We start from the raw sequence: 20584 nt of genomic DNA, 5'->3' as shown, positions 1-20584 counted from the left end.
TAGAGCCATCGACAGTCTTTGGGCATAAGCCACTGTCTAGTCCAATGCAGATGCGGCTGAACTTAATGGATCGGGAAGGGTTAGCATCAGTACTGTGTGCGATCGCAGATCGGATGGGCGGTATGCCCTAACGTTAGTTGCATCCAGATCAATCGCTCACTGCCCATTAACCCGCTTTACGCTGCATAGCCGTCATTGGCTGGCAATCTACAAAGCTGAGTGAGTCTGGGTCAAGGAAACTGGCGATCGCGATTTCAACCACCGCTTCAACTGGATAATCAATCTCTTCGGCATAGGTAATCAACGCCCGCCGGATCTTCTCTGGCAGCGTATCGAGCAAGGCATGAGCTGCCGCTGGGGATAAATGTTCCGTTTTCGCTTGCATGGAACTCTTCCAATAAATGACATGTAACACAGAGCAGTTGGGCGTTAAACCCGTTGTAGGCAATCTTCTAGGCAGGGGACAGCGATCAGAATTCACCCGTATAAGTGAATCTTGCAAGCGTTGCTGCATACCGTTAAGCATCCTCCCGCATACAGGGTTAAGAGCACAACAGCGCTGCTCCCCCACAACGCGAAATTAGAGGATTTTCACAATGAAACGGTTCTTTGCCCCCATACCCAAACTCAATACCCTGATGGCTGTTTGCGCCTTGAGCCTGACCAGCCTGGGACTCCCGATCGCTGCCATTGCCCAGGACTCGCTACAAACACCCGAAACCCCAGCACCCATAACGATCGCTCAGGACTCGTTACAGGCACCCGACACCCCAGCACCAATGACGATCGCCCAGGACTCGCTACAAACACCCGACGCCCCAGCACCAATGACGATCGCCCATAGCCGTCAAGGGATCTACGTCAACAACACCCAATGGTTGGTTGAATATGCCCACAATGGGCGCAATGGTGATTACCATTCCGTTCCCTGGGTATTTTCGGCAGACGGAACGGTGCGGGCAGGTCATCTGTGGCATGGGACTTGGAAAGCTAAGTCCAAAAACTCCATCCATGTCTCCATTACCATGCACGATCGTCATGCCACGACAGAGCACTTCACGGTGAAATTCACCAGTCCCGATCAGTTTACGGCGTACAAGAACGGACACGCCTATCGCTATGCGGTGCGCCAACATGCTCACCACTAAACGGGTGACGCTAAATTAACGTGCTTTGATTACTCCTGCGATCGTGTGTTTCCCCTGTTGTTTCCCACTCGTTATTTCCCTCAATCCCCAAACCCATGACATCATTTCGATGTAAATGTGAGTCTACAAAAATGTTATTTAGATGTTAGTAAGATACCTGACAGAGATCAGGCTGCTTCAGAATGGAGATTCATTCCTAAGGAATTGTCCGTCGGCATTTTTGGGGCTACCTGGTGGTGGCTGATTTTGATCTTTCGCCCTGTCTAACCCCGATCGCACCTACCAACAAACATCACTATGACATCACTTTAGGGTAAGAGTGATGTTATAGTTACTTCATTCAAATATCTGGAAGACATCCAGCCGATACCATTATGCTACTCGTATGTGGAGGGATTAAGGGTGGAGTCGGCAAAACAACCCTCGCCACCAACATGGCAATTCTGCGATCGCAGCAGGGGCGAGATGTGTTGTTAGTTGATGCCGATGATCAAGCCACCGCCTCTGACTTTACCGCTGTGCGCCACCAGACCTTAGCTGACCAGGGAGGGACAGGTTACACAGCCATCAAGTTACATGGAGCCGCTGTCCGTGCCGAACTGCTACGGATGAAGGATAAATATGAGGATGTCGTGATTGATGTGGGCGGACGAGACACGGCTGGACAACGAGCAGCGTTATCGATCGCGGATGTCTATGTCGTACCATTTCTCCCTGGCAGTTTCGATGTTTGGACACTGGAAACGGTGGCACAATTAGTCGAAGAAACCAGAGCCTTTAATGATCATTTCCTGGCTTACTGCTGCATCAATCGCGCCGATCCCCGAGGCAGCGATAATGCCGAAGCTGCCGCGATCGCCCTGGAGACTCCTAACCTGACCTACATCGATGCCCCCTTAGGCAATCGCAAAGCCTTTCGGACGGCTGCCGCTCAAGGGTTAGCCGTCACTGAGCTAAAATCCCGCGATCGAGATGATAAAGCGATCGCAGAGATTATGAGGTTATATAAATATCTTTTTAAGGTCGATATGACATCATAGTGATATTAGTTTGAGATTTTTCTAATATTGTTGTGAGGCTATCAAGAGGTAATTACGATGCCAGTTGTCCGGAAGCCTAAAAGCGTTGAGGAGTTTATCGAAAGTGGTGGCTCAGTCTCTCAGGTCCCTGTCCCAACTCCCCCACCCGCTAAAGCTCCAGCATCCGCAAAGGAAGAGGAGAAGGGGCTAAAACTCCGTTTACCTGTGAGCTTATTAGAACAAGTCGATGCCGCTGTTGCCAGTCGCCGCCCTGCCCCTAGTCGGCATCAGTGGATTCTTGAAGCGATCTATGAAAAGCTCGATCGGGAGCAAGACAACGATCAATCAGATATCTAACTGACATCCCAAAGAAATCTAATTCATATCCAAATGACATCACTTAGAGGTCTATAGGTCTTCAATCTCGACTTTGGTACACACCAATTGCAGCCGACAGTCTACGGCAGCGACTAGCCAGAGTGCCGTCTGTAAGTTGCAGCCCTCTACCTCAAAAATCCGGCGGATCTGGCGGTGGCGATTTTCGTAGGTCGCCTCAGTATCCCTATGAGATTGGGCAATTTTGACATATTCCTGAGCTAGTTTTTCCAGCCAACCTTTCTCTCCCCAGCGCTCGATCGCTCGGCGTTGAATCCAGTGAAGTGATTTGTGGCGGCGATCGTTAGGGAATTGATTGAACCTATAACTTAGTGTGATTTAGATGCCTAAACCAATTCAACTCTGGTTTAGCGACTGCTTAATTCTTTAAAAAGAGTAAATAGAGCAGGGAAGATTTGATTAGGAGAGATACTATGAACAACTAATTAATATCTGTCTTGGGAGGTAATTTGAGTAATTCCTGGGCTAACTCTATGCGAGTTAACGCTTTCCTGGCTACAGCTCTAATCGTTACCTCTCTAAGTATCCCCTCTCGCGCTCATGCGGATACTGTTGATGCTCGTTGTAGTGTGTATCCCAAAGGAGAGGATCGGGCTTCCTGGTATGGTGCTTGTAGCTTCTCCCAACGGCAAGGGGTGGTGGGAATTCAACTGCAAAATGGCAGGCGTTATGACCTGAAGCCAACTGGACGACCGAATCAGTATCGTGACCAAAATGGTCGTTCTGCTTATCGAGAAATGGACGGCGATCGGCAAATTTATCGTCTTGCTCATGAGTCCGTCTACGTCACATTTGATGCTGCTGCGGGTAATTCAGGTAGCCCAGATCACAGTGGTAGCGCTCAGCCTAGTGCGGGTACGCCTGTCTCTCGCTTACGAGATCTAGTCGGAGCCAGGGCAGGGCAGGCAGAAAATGCGGTGACCCAACGGGGCTACCAATTTGTGAAGAGTTCTGGTGAGGGAAATTCCGTTTACAGCTATTGGCTGGAAGGACGAACCAACTACTGTGTCACCATTCGCACTGAGCAAGGACGGTATCAGTCGATCGTTTACGCTGGTGGTCCATTTGATTGTCAAAACTGATGTCGTAGGGCGGAAGTAGACGGGTAGAGAGCAACTGCAAACTTACTTCCGGCAACATGCATCAGTCAGCTCTGGAACAAACTCTTCCATTTAAGTAAGGTGCAAAATCATGACTAATCAACGACCTACTGGTGTCACCGTTCTTGCTGTATTGCAATTTCTGGGCGGCATTTTAAGTCTGCTAGTTGGTGTATCTGGACTCTTCTTTGGAGGACTGCTGGTTGCAGCGGGAGGAGCTGGGCAAGCGGGAGAAGCTGCCACAATGGGTCCCATCCTAGTCGGTGCTAGCATTGCTGCGTTGATTAGTGGCATTATTGGCTTGATTGCAGGGTTTGGCCTGTTTACGCTGAAGGGCTGGGGTTGGACTCTGGCGATCATCTTCTCCGTTTTGAACATCCTGAACAACCTGGTTTCCGTTTTCCAGGGATCGAATGTGGCTGGGGCTATTATCGGTATCGTCATTTCGGGTCTGATCCTCTACTACCTGAATCAGTACAACGTGAAACGAGCATTTGGCAAAGCATAGGCATCCGATGAAACTTCAACTCACGTTGGTTACAGCACTGCTGCTAGGCTTGTCTGTGCTCAATTTACCCGTACAGGCAAACACCCCGATTACTCGTCCCCTTCAATTAGCACAAGACTATGGTCGCAGACCGCAAACGACCTACATGACCCCGCAAAACGCCACCGCGATCGCGGTGGACATTCGAGATGGCTCGTTCTACTTTGCAACGATTCTGCGACGCACCAACGGTAGCATTTACAGTGCAATTCAAAATGGGTATCGAGTTATCTACGATCGCAGCAATAGACAAGTTACGGTGATCGACAACCGCAATGGTGAGGAACTGTACAACTACTTCTTTACCGAAGCCTCCAGCCCCCCCAGCAATCGTCCTAACCCACCTGCGTCAGCACGAGGCGTTTCCACGTTGCGAGCCAGTAATCCCAATACGCGGATTAATGTGCGATCGCAACCTACAGTTTCCTCCAGTTCACCGCATTACGGGCTACCGGGCGATCGAGTCAGGGTGATGCAGTGCGTCCAGGATCAAGATAATCCGGGCAGTGGTTTGAATTGGTGCCGAGTGCAATTTGTCCAGTCTGGAGCAACAGGTTGGATTCGCAGTGATTTCATCATCTTTGCCGATGGTGGTGAGTAGAAATTGGGCTGCAAACTATGAAATCCATCTACCGCTTTTTGATTACCCTTTTGATGGCGATCGCTCTGACGGTGCTGCCTGTCCTGCCGCTGTGGAGCCAAACCAAACCTGCTGCTAATCTGGCGAAACCCGCTACCGTTGCAACCAGTGGCACTTACAACGTGATGCCCTGCGATCAGGTAAGCAAAGTTCCCGGTGAGAACAAGCAGGATGACCCGCTGACCCTGATTCTGGGTGATAGCCTGTTTGCTGCGGGAACTCAAGAAGGCAAGGACTACGAGTGTGGATACCTGACCGTACCGGAAGTCCACAGTCAGCCGCAGGGCAAGCAGATTCAGGTGGCCATTGCGATCGTCAAAAGTACCAACCCCCAGCCGAGTGAACCGCTGATTCTGTTCCAGGGCGGACCGGGTGGCTCCAGTCTGGACATCTTCCCCCGGTTGTTGTCATCCCCTGATGATCGGTCAGTACAAAAACTGCGGGCACAGCGGGATTTGATTGCCTTTGAGAAGCGGGGAAATCACTACTCCAAACCGCAATTAAACTGCCCGGAGTACAAGGAATCGGACTCCGAAGAAACACCAGAGGGCAATGCCAAGGAACTGGCGGGTCTAAAAGCCTGCCGCGATCGCCTGACGCGGGAAGGGGTGAATCTGGCTGCCTTTAACAGTGTGGAAAGTGCCCATGATGTGGCAGCTCTGGCGAAGGCATTGGGATACAAGCAGGTCAACCTCTATGGCGTGTCCTACGGAACGGAACTGGTGCAGAATGTAATGCGGCAACATCCTGACATCGTCCGCAGCGTGATTCTGGATGGGATTGTGCCCGTCGAACCCAGTCTTGAATCTCAATATGGTGTGATTCTGGATCGGCTGCTTACCCAAGTGGATGCCGCCTGTGCTGCCGATCCTGACTGTAACGCCCTCTATCCCGATGTTAAAGGCACCTTTATCGCCACCCACGATCGCCTGAAGCAAACGCCCGGGTCAGTCAAAATATTCAGCGCCAAGGGGCAAACCAAGACTCAAACGATCACAGCCGATGACTTTGCTTCTATCCTGTTTCAAATGGCCTACAGTAGCGGTGCGCCCTTTGTACTGCCTGCCCTGATTGACCAGGCACATGGGGGTAACTTTACCCTGGTGGCACCGTTTCTCTACGTGTCGATGCTGGAAGGCGGGGGGATCACCCAGGGAACTTACTATTCTGTGAAATGTGCTGAAGATGTTCCCTATGCCGGGGCTTTGGAGGTCAAAGGGTTGCCTGCCTTCGCTCAGGATTGGGGCAGCAAGCAGCTGAAATCAGAAGTTGATAAATGTAAAGTGTGGCATGTCCCTGCCCTTGACCCATCCGCCCGCAAACCCGTGATTAGTGATACTCCGGCATTACTGCTGAATGGTCACTTTGACCCGATTACACCACCAGTTTTTGGGCAATCGGTGGCGAAGGGCTTGAAAAATCACTTCTTTGTTGAGTTTCCTGCCAATGGGCATGGAGCGATCGGCACTCCCTGCGCTCACTCGATCATGGCGGAGTTCCTGGCAAATCCTCACCAAGCTCCAAACACCGCCTGTGTCAACGAGCAACAGGTGCAGTTTATTACTGAAAAAAATACCCTGATTGCGCCCGGAACCCGCTGGCTCGGACAATCGTTGTTCGATTTAAGCTGGCAGACGATTCTTCAGCGGGTGGTGCTGCTGGTGGTGTTGATTCTGTTTCCCGTTGTCTGGCTGGGGATGATGCTGGTGGCATGGCTCAGTCGCAGAAGGAGTAACACCCCCTCAGATCCGATTCCGGTTGGCGCACGCTGGGCACCCTGGCTGGGTGTGCTGCTGGCAGTTCTTGGTCTGGGCTGGATTCTGGTTCAGGTGTATGAAGTGGGCACAACACTGTTCTCCTTCGGATATGGCAACTATAGCTATGACCAGCTTTTGGTTGGGGTCGATCGCCACTATGCCTGGATCTATTTTCTTCCTATTGGTATTGCCCTGCTGTCGATCGGGATGCTGGTTTTTGCCATCCTGTCCTGGAAGCAAACCTATTGGGGTAAAGCTCGTCGCTTCTACTACTCCTTTACCGCAGGAGTGGCGATCGTCTACACCCTGTTCCTGGCAGCGGCAGGACAATTGACGGTGTTTTTGTAAAGTGCAATGGGTAGAGGATATGAACTCTTTAGTGATTAAACCCGAATTAAGAGAAGGGGCTATCTGCCGCCGCACAACACCGTTAGAAATTGTTAATGCTTCAAGTGCTGTGAGTTTGAACCTATAGTAACCAATGTCTATGCAACCTTCTGATTATTCATCGCCATTTACTCGGTTCCTGTTCGACTCCCCACTGCACACGAAGCGTGGTCGGATCGTGTTTGCTCTGATCACACTGAGCGTTTTGAGCTTAGCTGCTCACACCTGGATCGGCTGGCTCACACCGCTCAAAAGCGGCTTGATACTGCTATTCGGACTCTTCTTTGCGCTGCTCGGATCAACTCTGGGTCTCTTGCTTCTAACGTATCTCGACCGCCGCGAACCAGAACCCTGGGCAATTAGTTCTGGAGTCATGCTCGTTTCGACTACGATCGCGACTGCGGCTGCCGCCTTTTTCAACGGGCTCAGTCCTGTCCCGACCTTGACTGTCGGCCTGAACGAGGAATTCTGGAAAGTCTCTCCCCTCTTGCTGTTCGTGTTCTTCGCGCCTCGGGTGGTGTCGGGTGTACGCGATGGCATGATCTACGGAGCAATTGGTGGCTTTGGCTTCAACATTATGGAGACAGCCGTCTACATCTTGCGCAGCTCGTACCCGAAGCTGGGCCTGCTTGAAGGCACAACCATGCAACTCTCCCGCCTTGGCTGGTGGGGCATTGAAAATCACGTCATTTGGAGCGCTCTCGTCGGAGCGGGAATCGGCTATGCTGTGCAGAAGACTAAACCCTCCCGATTTCGACTTGCCGTACCGGTTGGAGCCTATCTGATGGCGGCTCTGACCCATACCCTGCAAGACATTGGTGTTAGTGCCATCCTGCTGGTCGCCATCACCTTGGGAATGGCGCAGATGTTCGGCCTTGACCCCAAGAACCCGGAGCAGGTCAGTCAATTCATGCCTACAATAATGGCACTGGAAGCACTCGCAATCAATGTTGTGATCCTGCCGATCCTGCTCTACGCACTTGTCCGGAGCGGTGACTGGGAACGGTCCGTAATTCGCCAGCAACTCGTCGGTGAACAGCCAACCGTGGTCACTCCCGAAGAACTCAAAGGGATCGAGTCGGAGCAGCGATTCGGTATCCGTCGCATTCCCGGGTACTCGAAGTCGGTTGGACGCGCGATCCGCAACGCGCAAAACAACCTTGCTTTCCACAAGCAATATCTCAAAAAGCGTGGTCGATCGAGCTACGAGGAGCCACTCGCGGATTACTTGCGGTCTGAGGTGACCAGGTTACGTACCCATATCGCTGCCTGAGCAGATTTACTCGCCGTCGTTTTAGGCGAGCTACTCATGTTTCATGAGTGCTACTACGGCCAGTAGGCATGGCAAATGCTACATTAAACCCCCTTTCAGGAGTAATTCGTTATGCAAGTTGAATTAATGTATCAACCCGCTTACACCATCGGTCGTGTGCACCTGACCGGGGGCGAGCAAGTCCGAGTCGAAGCTGCCTCAATGGTGGGCATGTCCAGTGGGATTAGTCTGCAAACCCAAGCGACGGGTGGTTTTCTCAAGTCTTTAGGACGAGCATTCCTGGGAGGAGAAAGCTTCTTCCAAAACGTTTACACCGCTCCAGCGCAAGGGGGTGAGGTGCTAGTGGCCCCTTCTTTGCCAGGAGACATGGCGGTGCTGCAAATTACTGAGCCCATGCTAGTGCAATCTGGGGCTTACGTCGCATCTGATTTAGGGGTCGAGATTGATTCCAAGTGGGGCGGTTCCCGGTCGTTCTTTGGCACGGGGGGTGGGCTGTTCATGCTGCGGGCACAGGGGAGCGGTCAGATCATTGTGTCATCCTACGGCGGCATCCACGAAATGACCTTGGCGGCTGGAGAGTCTTACACCATTGATACGGGGCATCTGGTTGCTCTCAGCGAGTCAATCCAGTTCAAGACGCGTTCCATTGGCGGCATCAAAACATTCATGTTCAGTGGGGAAGGCTTTGTGGCCGACCTGACGGGACCGGGCAAAATTCTGGTGCAAACGCGATCGCAGGATCAGTTCCTGTCCTGGCTGATCCCCCAACTGCCTCAACCCAGCAGTAGCAGCAGCTCATAATCGGGGAGATCGCCGCTCACTATTCGTTTCACCGATTGCGTTTCAGCGTTCTACACACGGGGAGGCAGTACCTGAATGGAATTGGAATACGAATTTACAACTCGTCAGGAAGACATCTTGTGGCGACTGGCCATGAAGATGCGTAATGTTGCGTACTTCTGGATGTTGTCGGGTATTGCCGGGTTAGGGGGTGGACTTTTCGACTTAATCCAAAAAACACCCGATCAGCATCAAGTTTTACTTCAGTCATTGAAGCTGATGAACGAGAGTGTTCAAGTTAATATGGGGGATTCCCTCAAATACATATTTACTATCTTGATTCTCTCACCTTACATGATTGTGATTGGGTTTACCTCACTCAGAGCTTCAATTGCTTTAAAGAAAGTTGTCATGCTGGAGGGTCAGGATATTACAAATCTGATGTCTGCCATCAAGCAAATCGATCGTAAATTCACGTTTCACTATTTTCTAATTGTTATTTTGATCCTGCTGATGTGGATTGAAGTTTTTTTGGGTTCATGAACCAGGTTGTATAGCGTGATTCAAATTCCCAGTACGGAAGCTGCCAAAAGTTTTACCGCGATCGCTAGAACCATCTCCAGCGATCGCGGCTCATCGACTCAAGTTTTAATCAATCAGGCACACACCGCAATCAGGTTATAGCTTGCCATCGGGCGATCGCTAACGGGCTGAAACAATTGGTGTGGTTGCGGAATGCCTCGCAGCGAAGAGGCGATACCCCAATCTGCCAATCCTGCCGCTTCTTCCACGATCGCGCCATCTTTGACTCGAATGTAGAGGATGAACGGATCGGCATCTGCCCAAGTCTGGCGATCGGGGAGGGAACCCTCGATCGTGCAAACAGCCACATGACAGGCGGTAATCTCACTGGGGGTACTGGGATAGTAGGATTCCACCGCTGCCACCACCCAACTGCCTTCCGGATACAATCGTTGTTCCCCCACAATCGGCGGACGATCGCTAACCTGAAAATCGTAGACCTCGAAGTTACTGGAGGGGTCTAGATCACGATCGTCCACATCCGGCGGATAGCTGCCGGGAGGGTAGACCAGGATGGATTGAATCAGGTGCATTACTCGTTCCTCCGATCGGGAATCAGGGTGGAATCAGGATGGTTACTCCATGCCCAACATTGCCAACGTTGGCTGTGGCGGGAATTGCGCTTAACTTGATCAACACTCATCCCATGCTGGCGGGCTAACTGCTGACAGTTCCGCATGGCTTCCTGGGCAGAGTTCCCCCAAACATAATCGATCATAGTTGAGGTGATCGGTTGGTCGGGGTCATCGATCCCGCGCACATTCCCAGGATACGCTCTCGGAGCGGTTCGAGTTGCCCCTTGAGGGTAGCCATTACCATTCGGAATTCCTGGTCTCACGCCTCCCGATCGCCTCACTTGATTTGGGGGGAGTTCCAGGCGATCGCCAGAATTGAGTTGCACGACATAGTACAGAGTTCCGGCAACAAGTACCGTTCCCAACACGGCACAGCCAACCCAGCCGACACCAGGAATGGCACAGGCCGCAGGAGCGGCAACCGCAGCAGGATTAGCATAGACCAGAGGCGGCGGTAAGGTTGTTGTTAATAATGTGACTGTCGCGATCGGTACGATCGCACGATGCAAAGATGTCATGATCAAAATACCTCGCTTGGGGTGAGCTGGGACGTTGGTTTGGTCGCCTGTCCCAGCTATGGATTATTGGTAGACATCTGAAACTTACGCATTCGGTAAGCGCCGATAAGCCACATCGATCGCTTGTCCCATAGAGGCACTGGGTAACTTGCCGGTTTGCAGCCGCCGGACTAACTTCGCCATCTTGCGGCGATCGCTGTCTTCAATGAACTCAGCCAGTTCTTCAATGTCGGCATCCTCTCGGGTTTCGATCGTTTGCTTAATCCGCGACAAATCACTATCACTGCGACGGGTCACTTTGCCCAATTCGCCCAGGGCTTCATCCTCTAACTGTTCCGCTTCTTCGCCCGGATCAAAGTTCTGGAATTTCTGGAAGTTACGGAATTGCTCGAACTCCTGAAAATGCCCGTCCTGGGGCAACGCCCGGATCTTACGCACATATTCCGTACCTTTCAGGCGGCGTTTCTCCCCCGTTTCTGTGAAGTAGAGCGAAGCTTTCTCACTGACATGCTTGGCACACAGCGTTAGCAGTTGAATGCCCCATTCTGGGAATGGTCCCGCACTGGGCAATAGAATCTCAAATGCCTGATAGGTGAATTCCACCCAGTTCTGCACCGTTTTATTTGAGACTCCCCAGGCATTGGCAAAGTCCTCGATCGCCGTTAAGCCCTCGCTGGGCTTGAGTTTTTGCACCATAAATTTGCTCCTTATGGAATTTCTACGAGTTCTGGAAGTTCCAGAATTTCCAGCAGCATACCGCAACTATTCCCTTATGGGAATAAGTGAACATGGGAATAGGTAAATAAGTTAATATTCCCGTGGCATCATTGCAGGATGGACACGATGAAAGTAGTTATTCCAGAAGAACTGAAACGCCGATTCAAAAAGGCGTGTATCGACTATGACTCCAATATGAGTGAGGTCGTGTGTGCGCTAGTCGAGGGTTGGCTAGCGGGCGAATTTGTCTTAGAGGACGATACGAGTTCGCCGGAAGCCTCCGCAGAGAAAGATTCAGACCGATAGATGCTGCTGCGATTCACGATCGCTGACCGTTCACAAGCGGTTCAGTTGACCGCGATCACTGACTTGAGCACCATAGTCATGTCGAGATCGAGCATGGTAATAACAAACTTTGACATTCCCCATTACCCACCGCACAATAGAAGTGTTCTCGCTCAACCAGAACTCCTATGAACGTCTCCCTGACTCCAGAACTTGAGCAGTTCGTTCGGCACAAGGTCGAAAGCGGTCGGTATCTGTCCGCCAGTGAAGTAATTCGTGAGGCATTGCGGTTACTGGAGGAACGCGATCGGCTTTATCAAGCCCGACTGGCAGATCTGCAAACAGAGATTACTTTAGGGGTTGAATCCGCCGATCGGGGGGAACTGTATGACGGGGAAGCCGTAGTGCAGGAACTGCTAAACCAAAACCAAAGGAACTAAGTCGATCGCTGCATGAGTCACCGCTACACACTTTCAGGAGTAGCCAGGGAAGATCTAATCCGGATAAACCGCTCCACCTTTGAGGATAATCCCCAGGCGGCTAACCGCTTTTTGCAAGACTTTAACCATAAATGCCAACTACTGGCACAGTTCCCAGAGATGGGTGTGAAGTGGAACGCTCTCCGTCCACCATTACGGAGTTTTCCTGTAGGCAAGCATTTGATTTTTTACCGTCCAGCCAAAGGTGGCATTGAAGTCGTGCGGGTCATTAGCGGCTATCAAGATCTAACGGCTATTTTTCCAGAATTGAGCGAGAGTGACGATCGAGAAGATCACAACAATAACTAGTCACAAGCTCTAGCACCTGAAAATGTGGCATCGGCAAACAAAGTAAATCAATTGACCGTCAAGGGTTTCAAGTTTTGCATACGCAAAATTCCAAAAACTCGACTAGCCAAAATTTCAAGTTTGCAGATTTTTGCTGAATTGCCAAGCTGATATGGTAAAACGGTGATCATTGAATGGGAAGCACCATGATCATCACCGTTGCTAGTTTTAAGGGAGGGGTAGGGAAAACCACGAGTGCGATTCACCTGGCGGCTTACCTGCAAGAGAAAGCCCCCACCTTATTAATTGATGGAGACCAGAATCGTTCTGCCAGTACCTGGGCTGAGGGCGGCAACCTGGGATTTAAGGTGGTTAGCGAAACCCAGGCTCCCAAATATATCCGCCAGTTTGAACATATTGTGATCGATACTCAGGCACGACCGGAGCAAAAGGATCTAGAAGCCTTAGCGGATGGCTGCGATTTACTGATTTTGCCCACCACGCCGAAAGCCTTGGACTTGGATGCCTTGCTGCGAACCGTCGATGTGCTGACGAAACTAGGAGCCAACTTCAAAGTTTTACTGACGATCGTGCCGCCCCTGCCCAGTCGATCGGGGGAAGAAGCCCGCAAGTTATTAGCAGAAGCCAACTTACCCGTTTTTAAGAGTGAGATTAAACGGTTAGTCGCCTTTGAACGCGCTCCGTTAGCCGGGGTCATCGTGCGGGACTATCCAGATGCCCGTTCGGAACAGGCTTGGGAAGGGTATGAAGCAGTGGGTCAGGAGATTTTACCGTGAGCAAGACTGAGAAACCATCTATGTTCAAGTCCCTATTGGACAAACGGAAGCAAGTAGACTTAGAACCAGAAACCGTCGAGACTGTAACCGAGGCAGACCCGATTGAGGTGGAACCAGCCGCGATCGAGATCCAGTCTGAGCCAGAGAAACGGAAACCGGGCAGACCACGGGGACGACGGAGCAACCCTGACTATACACAAATTAGTGCTTACATCCCGTTGGATTTATTACTGGATATTCAAGATGAACTGGCGAAAGAAAAGCGGCGGTTACGCAAACGATCGGCTATGACCGTCAGCGAATTAGCCGAAACTCTACTACGCGATTGGTTGAAACAGCGAAAATCCGAATAACTGAACTATCGAAATTTTGCATACGCAAAAACTTGATCATGGTAGTTCAAATGAAGGCAGGTGTCCGTTACAAGCGGCTACAACATGGATAGTCAGTTTATCAACGCTATTTGAAGCGGAAAATTTTATCCCCGAAAACCTAAAATTCTGAAATTTTGCATACGCATTAATCTAAGCGTACTGGTTTGTGATTGCTGACGATCGCTTGCCTCAAACATGGCTGTTAAACGTAGCAAGTTCTATCAAAATCAATTTGAAGTGGAAAATCTCATACCTGAAAATTTGGTCTTTCCAAGTTTTGCATACGCATTAATCCGAATACGCACTGATTCTGTCATGCTAATCGTCTGATTTGATTGAAGTCGGTAAATTACCCAGATTTACAACCCAACTCGCCGCTCTACTGCTGCCAATCGTCGCTTCAAGTCTAATAGTTCATCATGAGCAGGCATCAAGTAAGCCGTCAGAGCCGCGATCGTAATCTCCGATCGACTCGCACCGGAGGAGGAGGCATATTGTTGTAACTGTGCTTCCAGATCGGGCGGAATTCTCACACTCAGTAACGGATTACCTTTGCCAGACATAGTAACGGCTGATTACAAATGATGACATTTATAGGATAAGGGCGATGACACCCTCGCGATCGAGTGATGACAACGGGCGATGACAGTAGGTGATGACGGGGTGATGACAGAGGCCGCGATCGGTGATGACATCGCCCAAAGTTACCTCCAAAATCTTGCACTTCTGCTATCAATGCAATAGTGCAAGCGTATTACATCTCTCTGTAGTAATGTATTTGGCTTTGAGGGAACTGCTCTGGACTAAGCTTGGACTGAAACTCGTAAAAATTAGGCAGTGGCAAATAGTTATAGCTATGAATGGCTGCCGATTATCCATCGATCGCAGTAGTCGGTTTCAGGTCCGTTTCCGCTAAAGGAACCCGTACATTTAACTGTTCTGTGTTATTTCGTTGAATTTTGGGCGTTCTATAACCAATGATGAGTTACCTTGATGTTGATTATCGTAGTGAGTTAAACCAGGGGTAGCATCAGCCACTAAGGCTTGGAAAAGGTATCCGCTAATAGAGATCGTTCAATGGATAAAGCGTGAATCTGGATAGTTGCAAGGGAGAGGTTCAGCCAAACTAGCGATCGTCGTGCGTCTAGCCAATGGATACAGTCATGTGCAGACACCACCTTTAACTCACCCCTTTGAGGTTAATTTCATGCAAGCGAATCCACGCATCACAGAAGTCTCTGGTAGACCCGTTAAAGTGTGGGGCAATGTATTGGTTCCGGCAGCTGGTAGTGTCACCCTCAAAATTTTGGGTGATACTCTGCAAAGCACTGTGAAGAGCGGGATGGAACAAACAGACTCTTGGGTTCGCATTCAAAATGTAGACACGGTTGAAGTTGCTGAAGCCCCAGAATACCTACTGATAGTTCTCGGTATCTTCCTGCTCTTCATCGGGCTAGGACTCTGGAGCCAAAACTTCTTCTTTGGCTTCCTATTCTTTGTTGCAGGCATTGCCTGTATTGTTTATGCCTTTATTAACAAGCGTCGTCTGCTAGTAATTCATAGTCTTCGCTCCACCGTTGCCGTTTTTATGACCAAACCCTCAAGTAGCTATCAACAGTTTGCTGAGCATGTTATGGCGATCGCCCGTCACTTAAATGCACCTCCAACCATGCCACCGACAAATAGACCCACAAACAACCGTCCGCCGATGCCGCCAACAAGTGGACAACGCACCGCCATATAGCCACATCGTTCCGTATGATCTGGAGATTTAATCCGTTGCCGCGATCGCGCAATATCTTGGTAAAACCGATGTAAATTCGATCCATTCACTGCACAAACGAAGGGCAGCACTGAAACGGCAGGATCAGAAGCTGGTTTGATCTGGCGCACGATCGCCCATTTCCCCGATTTGGAGTAAGCAAGTATGGCTCAGATGATTCCTGAGGGTATTCCTTCAAAAGCGAGTCAGGGTGAAAAAACACTATTTGGGATTTTGCGCGATCGCTTACCGGATGACTTCATTGTTTGGTACGAACCAGAGGTTAAAGGGTTCTTTCCTGATTTCCTCATCCTCGGACCCAATTTTGGGCTATTGATTCTAGAGGTGAAGGGTTGGCAGCCAGGACTAATTACAGAAGCTAACAAGAATTTCTTTCAGATCAAATACAAGCAAAATGATGGAACGGAGCGGATTGAATCGCAGCGATCGCCTCTACGGCAGGCGCATGACTATTACAGTATGGTGACTGAGAAACTCGTGGGGTACTCCATTCTCAGGCAACCAGATGGGAACTATGAAGGCAAGCTCGCGTTTCCAATTGGTGTGGGAGCGGTGATGTCAAACATGACAGAAGCCCAAGCCCGTGACCATCACCTCTATGCCTTGCTAGAAAAGCCCCACGTTGCCTACCGAGACGAACTGTTGGAATGGAAAACCGCCAGCGATCGGGCGTTGATCCAACGGCTGAAGGATATGTTTAAAGTCGATTTCTCCTTCTTAGCTCTGACAGATGACCAGATCAGCACCATTAAAGGTGTGATTCATCCGGAGATGAAAATCCGCGAGGTTCCGGCAACGGAGGATAGCGTACCGGAGGGAATCGAGCTACCCAGTGATGGTGCTGTGATTGTCAGCCTGGATATTGACCAGGAGCGCATGGCTAGAACCATTAAAGACGGGCATCGCCTCTTCTATGGTGTAGCCGGTTCAGGTAAAACGTTGATTTTGCTGGCTAGAGCTAAGGCTCTGGCTAATCGGCTGATGGAACATCGTATTCTCATCCTCTGTTTCAACATCACGTTGGCCGCTCATCTGCGATCGCTGCTGCATAGCGATGCCCAAAATCCACAGTACCAGCAACGCATTGAAGTCAGGCATTTTCACGACTGGGCACGATCGTTGCTGGGCCGCTTACCTAACCCGCAGGAATTCAACACGGATGAAGAATACGATGAATTTTTAGGTGAACGGGTTTTAGCCAGTTTGAATAGCCGTTTGCCTCACCAGAAATGGGATTCGGTTTTGGTGGATGAAGCACACACCTTTTCACCCAAATGGTTTCTATGTTGTGTTGCTGCCCTTAAAGACCCGCAGAATGGAGATTTAATGGTTGTTTCGGATGGGAGCCAAAGCCTTTACAAGCGACAGAAATTCACTTGGAAGTCTGTTGGCATTCAGGCTCAGGGGCGATCGAAGCAACTAACTCAAAACTATCGCAACACTCAAGAGATTCTGACCGCAGCTTGGGGAGTGATACAACCGATCTCGGCTGGTGCAACCCCTGTAGACAGCGATATCACTTTTCCTATAGTCGCCCCGGATACGGCACTGCGCCACGGAGCAAAGCCTGTCCTGCATTTAGCGCCATCAAAAGCCGCCGTCGTTGATGCCGTGATCAATCAGATTCACGACCTGGCTCAAGTCGGTTATGCTCCTGGGGACATCGCCATTCTTTACCGTTGGTGTTTTCGTAGTGATGAGGCGTTGTTTGAGGGGATGCTGAAGCGATTGCATGACTTAGGGCTGAAAACGTACTGGATCACCCAGAACCGGGGCACCAAGCAAAATTACAGCGTTAAAAATCCCGGTGTCCGCATCGTCACAGCCCTATCATCATTGGGTTTAGAGTTTAAAGTCGTCCTGCTGTTGTGGGTTGAGCAATTTGCAGATTGCTGTCACTCGAATCCAGAAAAAGCAATCCTCGCTCGCCGACAGCTTTACGTCGCCATGACCCGCGCTCAGGATGAACTGCATTTATTCGGTGCAGGTAATGCCACGATTCTAAATCAACTTCAGCGGGGGCAAGATTTCGAGGTACGGCAGGAACGATTAAGAGAACCGTTTCAACTGCATTAGTTCACTTAAAGCGATCGCTGAGTCAAAAGTAGTTATTTTGAATCGTTGTTTTTACTGCTAATGTGTTACTAATTTTAATGTTTCTGATCGCAGGAGTTACTGGCAGCTAACGAAACAGCGATCGCAACTTAAGGAGATCAGTTAGACAAAACCTAAGTACAGGACAAAAAGCTTGAAAGATTGAGCAGGGTAGGGTTTCATCAGAATTACGACACTCATCAGAAACCCTATGAGCCAATATAGCGAATTAAGGCGAGTCCTCCAAGCCCAATTGAACTGGCATGGAGCCAGGATTTCATTTCTGGCTTTGTTTTTGTTAGCCTTGCTGAAAGTCAAAACGGTAAATTTAAGCGAACTATGTTTAGGCTTTGGCGGCAAGGCTTTGCCCGAATCGAGCTACAAGCGGTTGCAGCGCTTTTTTCGAGAGTTTGACCTGGATTACACCGAACTGGCGACCCTGTTGGTGAGTTGGATGCAAATTCCACCAGGGTGGGTGTTGAGCCTGGATCGCACGACCTGGAAATTCGGGAGTCATTGGCACAACATTTTGACCTTAGGCATTGTGCATGAAGGGGTTGCCTTCCCGATTCTGTGGTGGCTGTTGGATAAAAAAGGGAACTCCAACAGCGACGAGCGGATGCGGTTTATGGAAACCTTTGCCAAACGATTTCCCACCGCTCGGGTGAACTGCTTGTGTGCGGATCGCGAGTTCGTTGGCCAAGCCTGGGTGCGCTATCTCCTGCTCGAACCGGCTTTAGCCTTTCGCTTACGGATTCGGGACACCGACCAGATTGAGCACGATGGCAAGGTCCTGGCGGCGCGGGTCGTCTTTGCCCATCTGCAAGTCGGTCAATCTCAAAGACTCACTGGCACTTGCCGGGTCTGGGGTTATCCGGTTGCTGTGGAAGCCCTGCGACTTGAGGATGGGGAGTTACTCGTGGTCATTGCGCCCGTCCACACCCAGAATTTGGTTCAAGATTACGCCAAACGTTGGTCGATTGAAACCTTGTTTGGCATTTTCAAAACGCGGGGTTTCTGTCTGGAATCCACTCACTTCACCGATGCCGAGCGGTTGAGCAAGTTGTTCGCCTTGTTGACCTTAGCTTTATGTTGGGCCATGAAAACAGGCGTATGGTTGCATCAATGGCAGCCGATTGAGATGAAAAAACACGGTCGTCGTGCCAAAAGTTTGTTTCGCTTAGGATTCGATTATTTGCGCCATTTGGTGCTCAATCCATCTGCGTCTAATGGGTCCGACTTTTTGCAATCTCTACAACTTTTGTCCCGTACTTAGAGACAAAACATCCCTATTTACAGTTAAAACTTCATGAACTTTCTTACCAAACTTCCGGATCTCTATACTAAGGTCGTATAAGATACTAAGTGGAAAGAGAAAATCATTTTAGAAGTTGTTTGAAAAAAGATAACATGCTCTATTTACCACTCAGAAATCCACCTAAGGATCCTTACAAATTTAAATTACATTGCCGAAACCTTATAAGCCCTGGATAGCAGGCAATGCGTTTCAGAAGTTACTCAAGTTATTTTTGTAAGAGTCCCTAGCTTCCATGAATGAGGAGGGAAACAGCTTCAAAGTCTCCTTATTTAAAGAGATTGAGGAGGATTCGTGTAATTATATACAGGCAATAAAACCTTTAAAGCATCTTTTTAGAAAAGCAGCTAAAACCTCTTCAACCTTATTGTTCCTACGGAGGTAATATGTCTAACACGGAAAATAGGTCTTCTAACCCATCTCCAGAAGAGCCTATTTCGCCTAACTTTTTTGACAAGTTTTTTGTCACTGTAATTGCCTTTGGTTTTGGGCTAGGAACTGCCATCGCCCTCTTACCTAACATTGTTCCTTTAGCCATCATTCCGGCAGTTTTCTATGGTACTGGCATTGGTGCTTTAGTCTATCGCTTCATGGGAGGGCTGAAAAGCGATGACTCTGTTAGTACAAAAACCATCAAGATTTCAGGTAGTCTTGCCTCTTTACTTGGATCAATCATCATTATTAATGTACTGCTAGATTCTCAGCTCAAAACATACCTTGGTGAGAATACCGTTGAATTAATTTCAGAGCAAGGTCAGTTTCTTGTTGTAAAGAATGGCAACTTCAAAGTAGGTAAGGTTTCTCCAGCAACCCTTAGTCAGATTGACTACTACAATATTCAAGATGCATCTCTGATAAAAGGGTTGGAAAAACTAAAACTCAAGAATCCTGAGCATCCCATCCTTATGGAAATAAGGAAACAGTGTGCGAAGAAAAAGGGTATCTGTGCTCCTCTTACTAAAGAGTTTCCTCTCATTATCTTAATTTCTAATGAGATCTCACCAGGAAAATCAATTGCTTGCCCTGGTGCAAGTGATGAATTTTGGGAAGGAGTAGTGTCTATCAAAATTTATAAAAACTCTGATAAAACGCGCACTTTAGAACTGATTAATCTAAACGGAGACTGTCTGTCTGACACTGATAATAGGAGGTTAGTCATTAGCGACGAAGATGCAAAAGACCTAAACATCAAAAACGCAGAACAAATTAAAGCACGTCCTCAAATTGAATAGTGAGCTGATTGAAAAATATGAAACGCTTAACTCTAGGATTAGTTCTTGTTCTACTAAGCATGTCAACAATCACGATGGCTCAAGAAGCATCATTCCAATATGGCATCGTGATTAGCGGAGATCGGGAATTACCACAAGCTCAATTTGAAGTAAATCGAGCTAAGAAGAATAAGCCTCCCTACCCTAACACTTATTTGTTTTATAGATCCCGTTGGTATAGAGGTTTAGTTCTTTTTAAAACTAAAAAAGAGGCAGATTCAGCATTACCCACTATCAGTAAGCAAATTCGGAAAGGCTCCTATATAGTGAAGCTGAATGAATGGTGTCCCGGATGGCAAAGTTTCCCAGTTAGGAAAAATAATACAGTTTCCTTCTATCGATGCACTTGAAAATACCATCTCTTTGCCTATTGCTATTATCTCTACAGCGTTTTTCTGTCTAGTGAGGTATATAATGACGCTCAAAACCCTTGTCACTCAGGGAATTCATGCGCTTCAT

General features: G+C 49.2%; 25 protein-coding genes. 20 read left to right on the top strand and 5 right to left on the bottom strand.

Annotated elements, in window-relative coordinates; translation table 11 throughout:
• Window positions 1–166: 166 nt before the first annotated feature.
• The gene (locus ACN4EK_RS24440; RefSeq protein WP_431660893.1) at window positions 167–385 is read right to left on the bottom strand and encodes a hypothetical protein; all 219 of its coding nucleotides are present in this window, start codon (window positions 383–385) and stop codon (window positions 167–169) included.
• A 211-nt stretch (window positions 386–596) separates the two neighbouring features.
• On the opposite strand from ACN4EK_RS24440, the gene ACN4EK_RS24435 reads away from it, so the two are divergent.
• From ACN4EK_RS24435 to ACN4EK_RS24385, 11 genes are all read left to right on the top strand, one after another.
• The gene (locus tag ACN4EK_RS24435) at window positions 597–1148 is read left to right on the top strand and encodes a hypothetical protein (protein ID WP_431660891.1); all 552 of its coding nucleotides are present in this window, start codon (window positions 597–599) and stop codon (window positions 1146–1148) included.
• A 374-nt stretch (window positions 1149–1522) separates the two neighbouring features.
• On the top strand, window positions 1523–2188 hold the full coding sequence (locus tag ACN4EK_RS24430; RefSeq protein WP_431660890.1) for an AAA family ATPase: 666 nt from the start codon (window positions 1523–1525) through the stop codon (window positions 2186–2188).
• Between the two features lie 57 nt (window positions 2189–2245).
• Window positions 2246–2524 (top strand): hypothetical protein, encoded by a 279-nt coding sequence (locus ACN4EK_RS24425; protein ID WP_431660889.1) that lies wholly within the window; start codon window positions 2246–2248, stop codon window positions 2522–2524.
• Window positions 2525–3036: 512 nt separating this feature from the next.
• Window positions 3037–3645 carry a hypothetical protein gene (locus tag ACN4EK_RS24420; RefSeq protein ID WP_431660888.1) on the top strand — a complete coding sequence of 203 codons (609 nt, stop codon included), beginning with the start codon at window positions 3037–3039 and terminating at the stop codon, window positions 3643–3645.
• A gap of 109 nt (window positions 3646–3754) precedes the next feature.
• Window positions 3755–4171 carry a hypothetical protein gene (locus ACN4EK_RS24415; RefSeq protein WP_431660887.1) on the top strand — a complete coding sequence of 139 codons (417 nt, stop codon included), beginning with the start codon at window positions 3755–3757 and terminating at the stop codon, window positions 4169–4171.
• 7 nt (window positions 4172–4178) lie between these two features.
• On the top strand, window positions 4179–4811 hold the full coding sequence (locus tag ACN4EK_RS24410; RefSeq protein WP_431660886.1) for an SH3 domain-containing protein: 633 nt from the start codon (window positions 4179–4181) through the stop codon (window positions 4809–4811).
• A gap of 17 nt (window positions 4812–4828) precedes the next feature.
• Entirely contained in the window at window positions 4829–6955 is a 2127-nt protein-coding gene (locus tag ACN4EK_RS24405; RefSeq protein ID WP_431660885.1) for an alpha/beta fold hydrolase, read from the top strand.
• A 139-nt stretch (window positions 6956–7094) separates the two neighbouring features.
• Complete coding sequence (locus ACN4EK_RS24400; RefSeq protein ID WP_431660884.1) at window positions 7095–8267, top strand: PrsW family glutamic-type intramembrane protease; 1173 nt, start codon at window positions 7095–7097, stop codon at window positions 8265–8267.
• Between the two features lie 111 nt (window positions 8268–8378).
• Window positions 8379–9068 carry a TIGR00266 family protein gene (locus ACN4EK_RS24395; RefSeq protein WP_431660882.1) on the top strand — a complete coding sequence of 230 codons (690 nt, stop codon included), beginning with the start codon at window positions 8379–8381 and terminating at the stop codon, window positions 9066–9068.
• Between the two features lie 75 nt (window positions 9069–9143).
• The gene (locus ACN4EK_RS24390) at window positions 9144–9590 is read left to right on the top strand and encodes a hypothetical protein (RefSeq protein WP_431660881.1); all 447 of its coding nucleotides are present in this window, start codon (window positions 9144–9146) and stop codon (window positions 9588–9590) included.
• 15 nt (window positions 9591–9605) lie between these two features.
• Entirely contained in the window at window positions 9606–9731 is a 126-nt protein-coding gene (locus tag ACN4EK_RS24385; RefSeq protein WP_431660880.1) for a hypothetical protein, read from the top strand.
• Here ACN4EK_RS24385 and ACN4EK_RS24380 read toward each other — a convergent pair.
• From ACN4EK_RS24380 to ACN4EK_RS24370, 3 genes are all read right to left on the bottom strand, one after another.
• Window positions 9704–10162, bottom strand: coding sequence for a hypothetical protein (locus ACN4EK_RS24380; RefSeq protein WP_431660879.1), 459 nt, complete (start codon window positions 10160–10162; stop codon window positions 9704–9706). The two genes, ACN4EK_RS24385 and ACN4EK_RS24380, sit on opposite strands and share 28 nt — an antisense overlap.
• Window positions 10162–10722, bottom strand: coding sequence for a hypothetical protein (locus ACN4EK_RS24375; protein ID WP_431660878.1), 561 nt, complete (start codon window positions 10720–10722; stop codon window positions 10162–10164). Before ACN4EK_RS24375 ends, ACN4EK_RS24380 begins: the two co-directional genes overlap by 1 nt.
• A gap of 84 nt (window positions 10723–10806) precedes the next feature.
• On the bottom strand, window positions 10807–11418 hold the full coding sequence (locus tag ACN4EK_RS24370) for a hypothetical protein (protein WP_431660877.1): 612 nt from the start codon (window positions 11416–11418) through the stop codon (window positions 10807–10809).
• 147 nt (window positions 11419–11565) lie between these two features.
• On the opposite strand from ACN4EK_RS24370, the gene ACN4EK_RS24365 reads away from it, so the two are divergent.
• The 5 genes from ACN4EK_RS24365 (at window position 11566) to ACN4EK_RS24345 (ending at window position 13641) form a co-directional block, all read left to right on the top strand.
• A complete protein-coding gene (locus ACN4EK_RS24365; protein WP_431660876.1) occupies window positions 11566–11745 on the top strand; it encodes a hypothetical protein in 180 nt (59 codons plus the stop codon).
• A 167-nt stretch (window positions 11746–11912) separates the two neighbouring features.
• Entirely contained in the window at window positions 11913–12164 is a 252-nt protein-coding gene (locus ACN4EK_RS24360; protein WP_431660875.1) for a type II toxin-antitoxin system ParD family antitoxin, read from the top strand.
• Between the two features lie 12 nt (window positions 12165–12176).
• A complete protein-coding gene (locus ACN4EK_RS24355; RefSeq protein WP_431660874.1) occupies window positions 12177–12512 on the top strand; it encodes a type II toxin-antitoxin system RelE/ParE family toxin in 336 nt (111 codons plus the stop codon).
• A gap of 185 nt (window positions 12513–12697) precedes the next feature.
• Window positions 12698–13288 carry a ParA family protein gene (locus ACN4EK_RS24350; protein WP_431660873.1) on the top strand — a complete coding sequence of 197 codons (591 nt, stop codon included), beginning with the start codon at window positions 12698–12700 and terminating at the stop codon, window positions 13286–13288.
• 20 nt (window positions 13289–13308) lie between these two features.
• Window positions 13309–13641, top strand: a complete 333-nt coding sequence (locus ACN4EK_RS24345) for a hypothetical protein (protein WP_431660872.1) — start codon at window positions 13309–13311, stop codon at window positions 13639–13641.
• Between the two features lie 380 nt (window positions 13642–14021).
• Here ACN4EK_RS24345 and ACN4EK_RS24340 read toward each other — a convergent pair whose 3' ends face one another.
• Entirely contained in the window at window positions 14022–14225 is a 204-nt protein-coding gene (locus tag ACN4EK_RS24340; RefSeq protein ID WP_431660871.1) for a hypothetical protein, read from the bottom strand.
• A gap of 644 nt (window positions 14226–14869) precedes the next feature.
• Between ACN4EK_RS24340 and ACN4EK_RS24335 the strand changes: the two genes are divergently transcribed.
• The 4 genes from ACN4EK_RS24335 (at window position 14870) to ACN4EK_RS24320 (ending at window position 20086) form a co-directional block, all read left to right on the top strand.
• Window positions 14870–15406: a hypothetical protein gene (locus ACN4EK_RS24335; RefSeq protein WP_431660870.1), complete on the top strand. Its 537-nt coding sequence runs from the start codon at window positions 14870–14872 to the stop codon at window positions 15404–15406.
• A 183-nt stretch (window positions 15407–15589) separates the two neighbouring features.
• Window positions 15590–17521, top strand: coding sequence for an NERD domain-containing protein (locus tag ACN4EK_RS24330; protein ID WP_431660869.1), 1932 nt, complete (start codon window positions 15590–15592; stop codon window positions 17519–17521).
• A 229-nt stretch (window positions 17522–17750) separates the two neighbouring features.
• On the top strand, window positions 17751–18815 hold the full coding sequence (locus tag ACN4EK_RS24325; RefSeq protein WP_431656348.1) for an IS4 family transposase: 1065 nt from the start codon (window positions 17751–17753) through the stop codon (window positions 18813–18815).
• Window positions 18816–19240: 425 nt separating this feature from the next.
• A complete protein-coding gene (locus ACN4EK_RS24320; RefSeq protein WP_431660868.1) occupies window positions 19241–20086 on the top strand; it encodes a hypothetical protein in 846 nt (281 codons plus the stop codon).
• The last annotated feature ends 498 nt before the right edge of the window (window positions 20087–20584 follow it).

The organism is Pantanalinema rosaneae CENA516 (assembly GCF_050753385.1).
Taxonomy (GTDB): Bacteria; Cyanobacteriota; Cyanobacteriia; order Leptolyngbyales; family Leptolyngbyaceae; genus Pantanalinema; species Pantanalinema rosaneae.
Note: the sequence above shows the minus strand (reverse complement) of the source record. Positions and strands in the feature narration are given on the sequence as shown.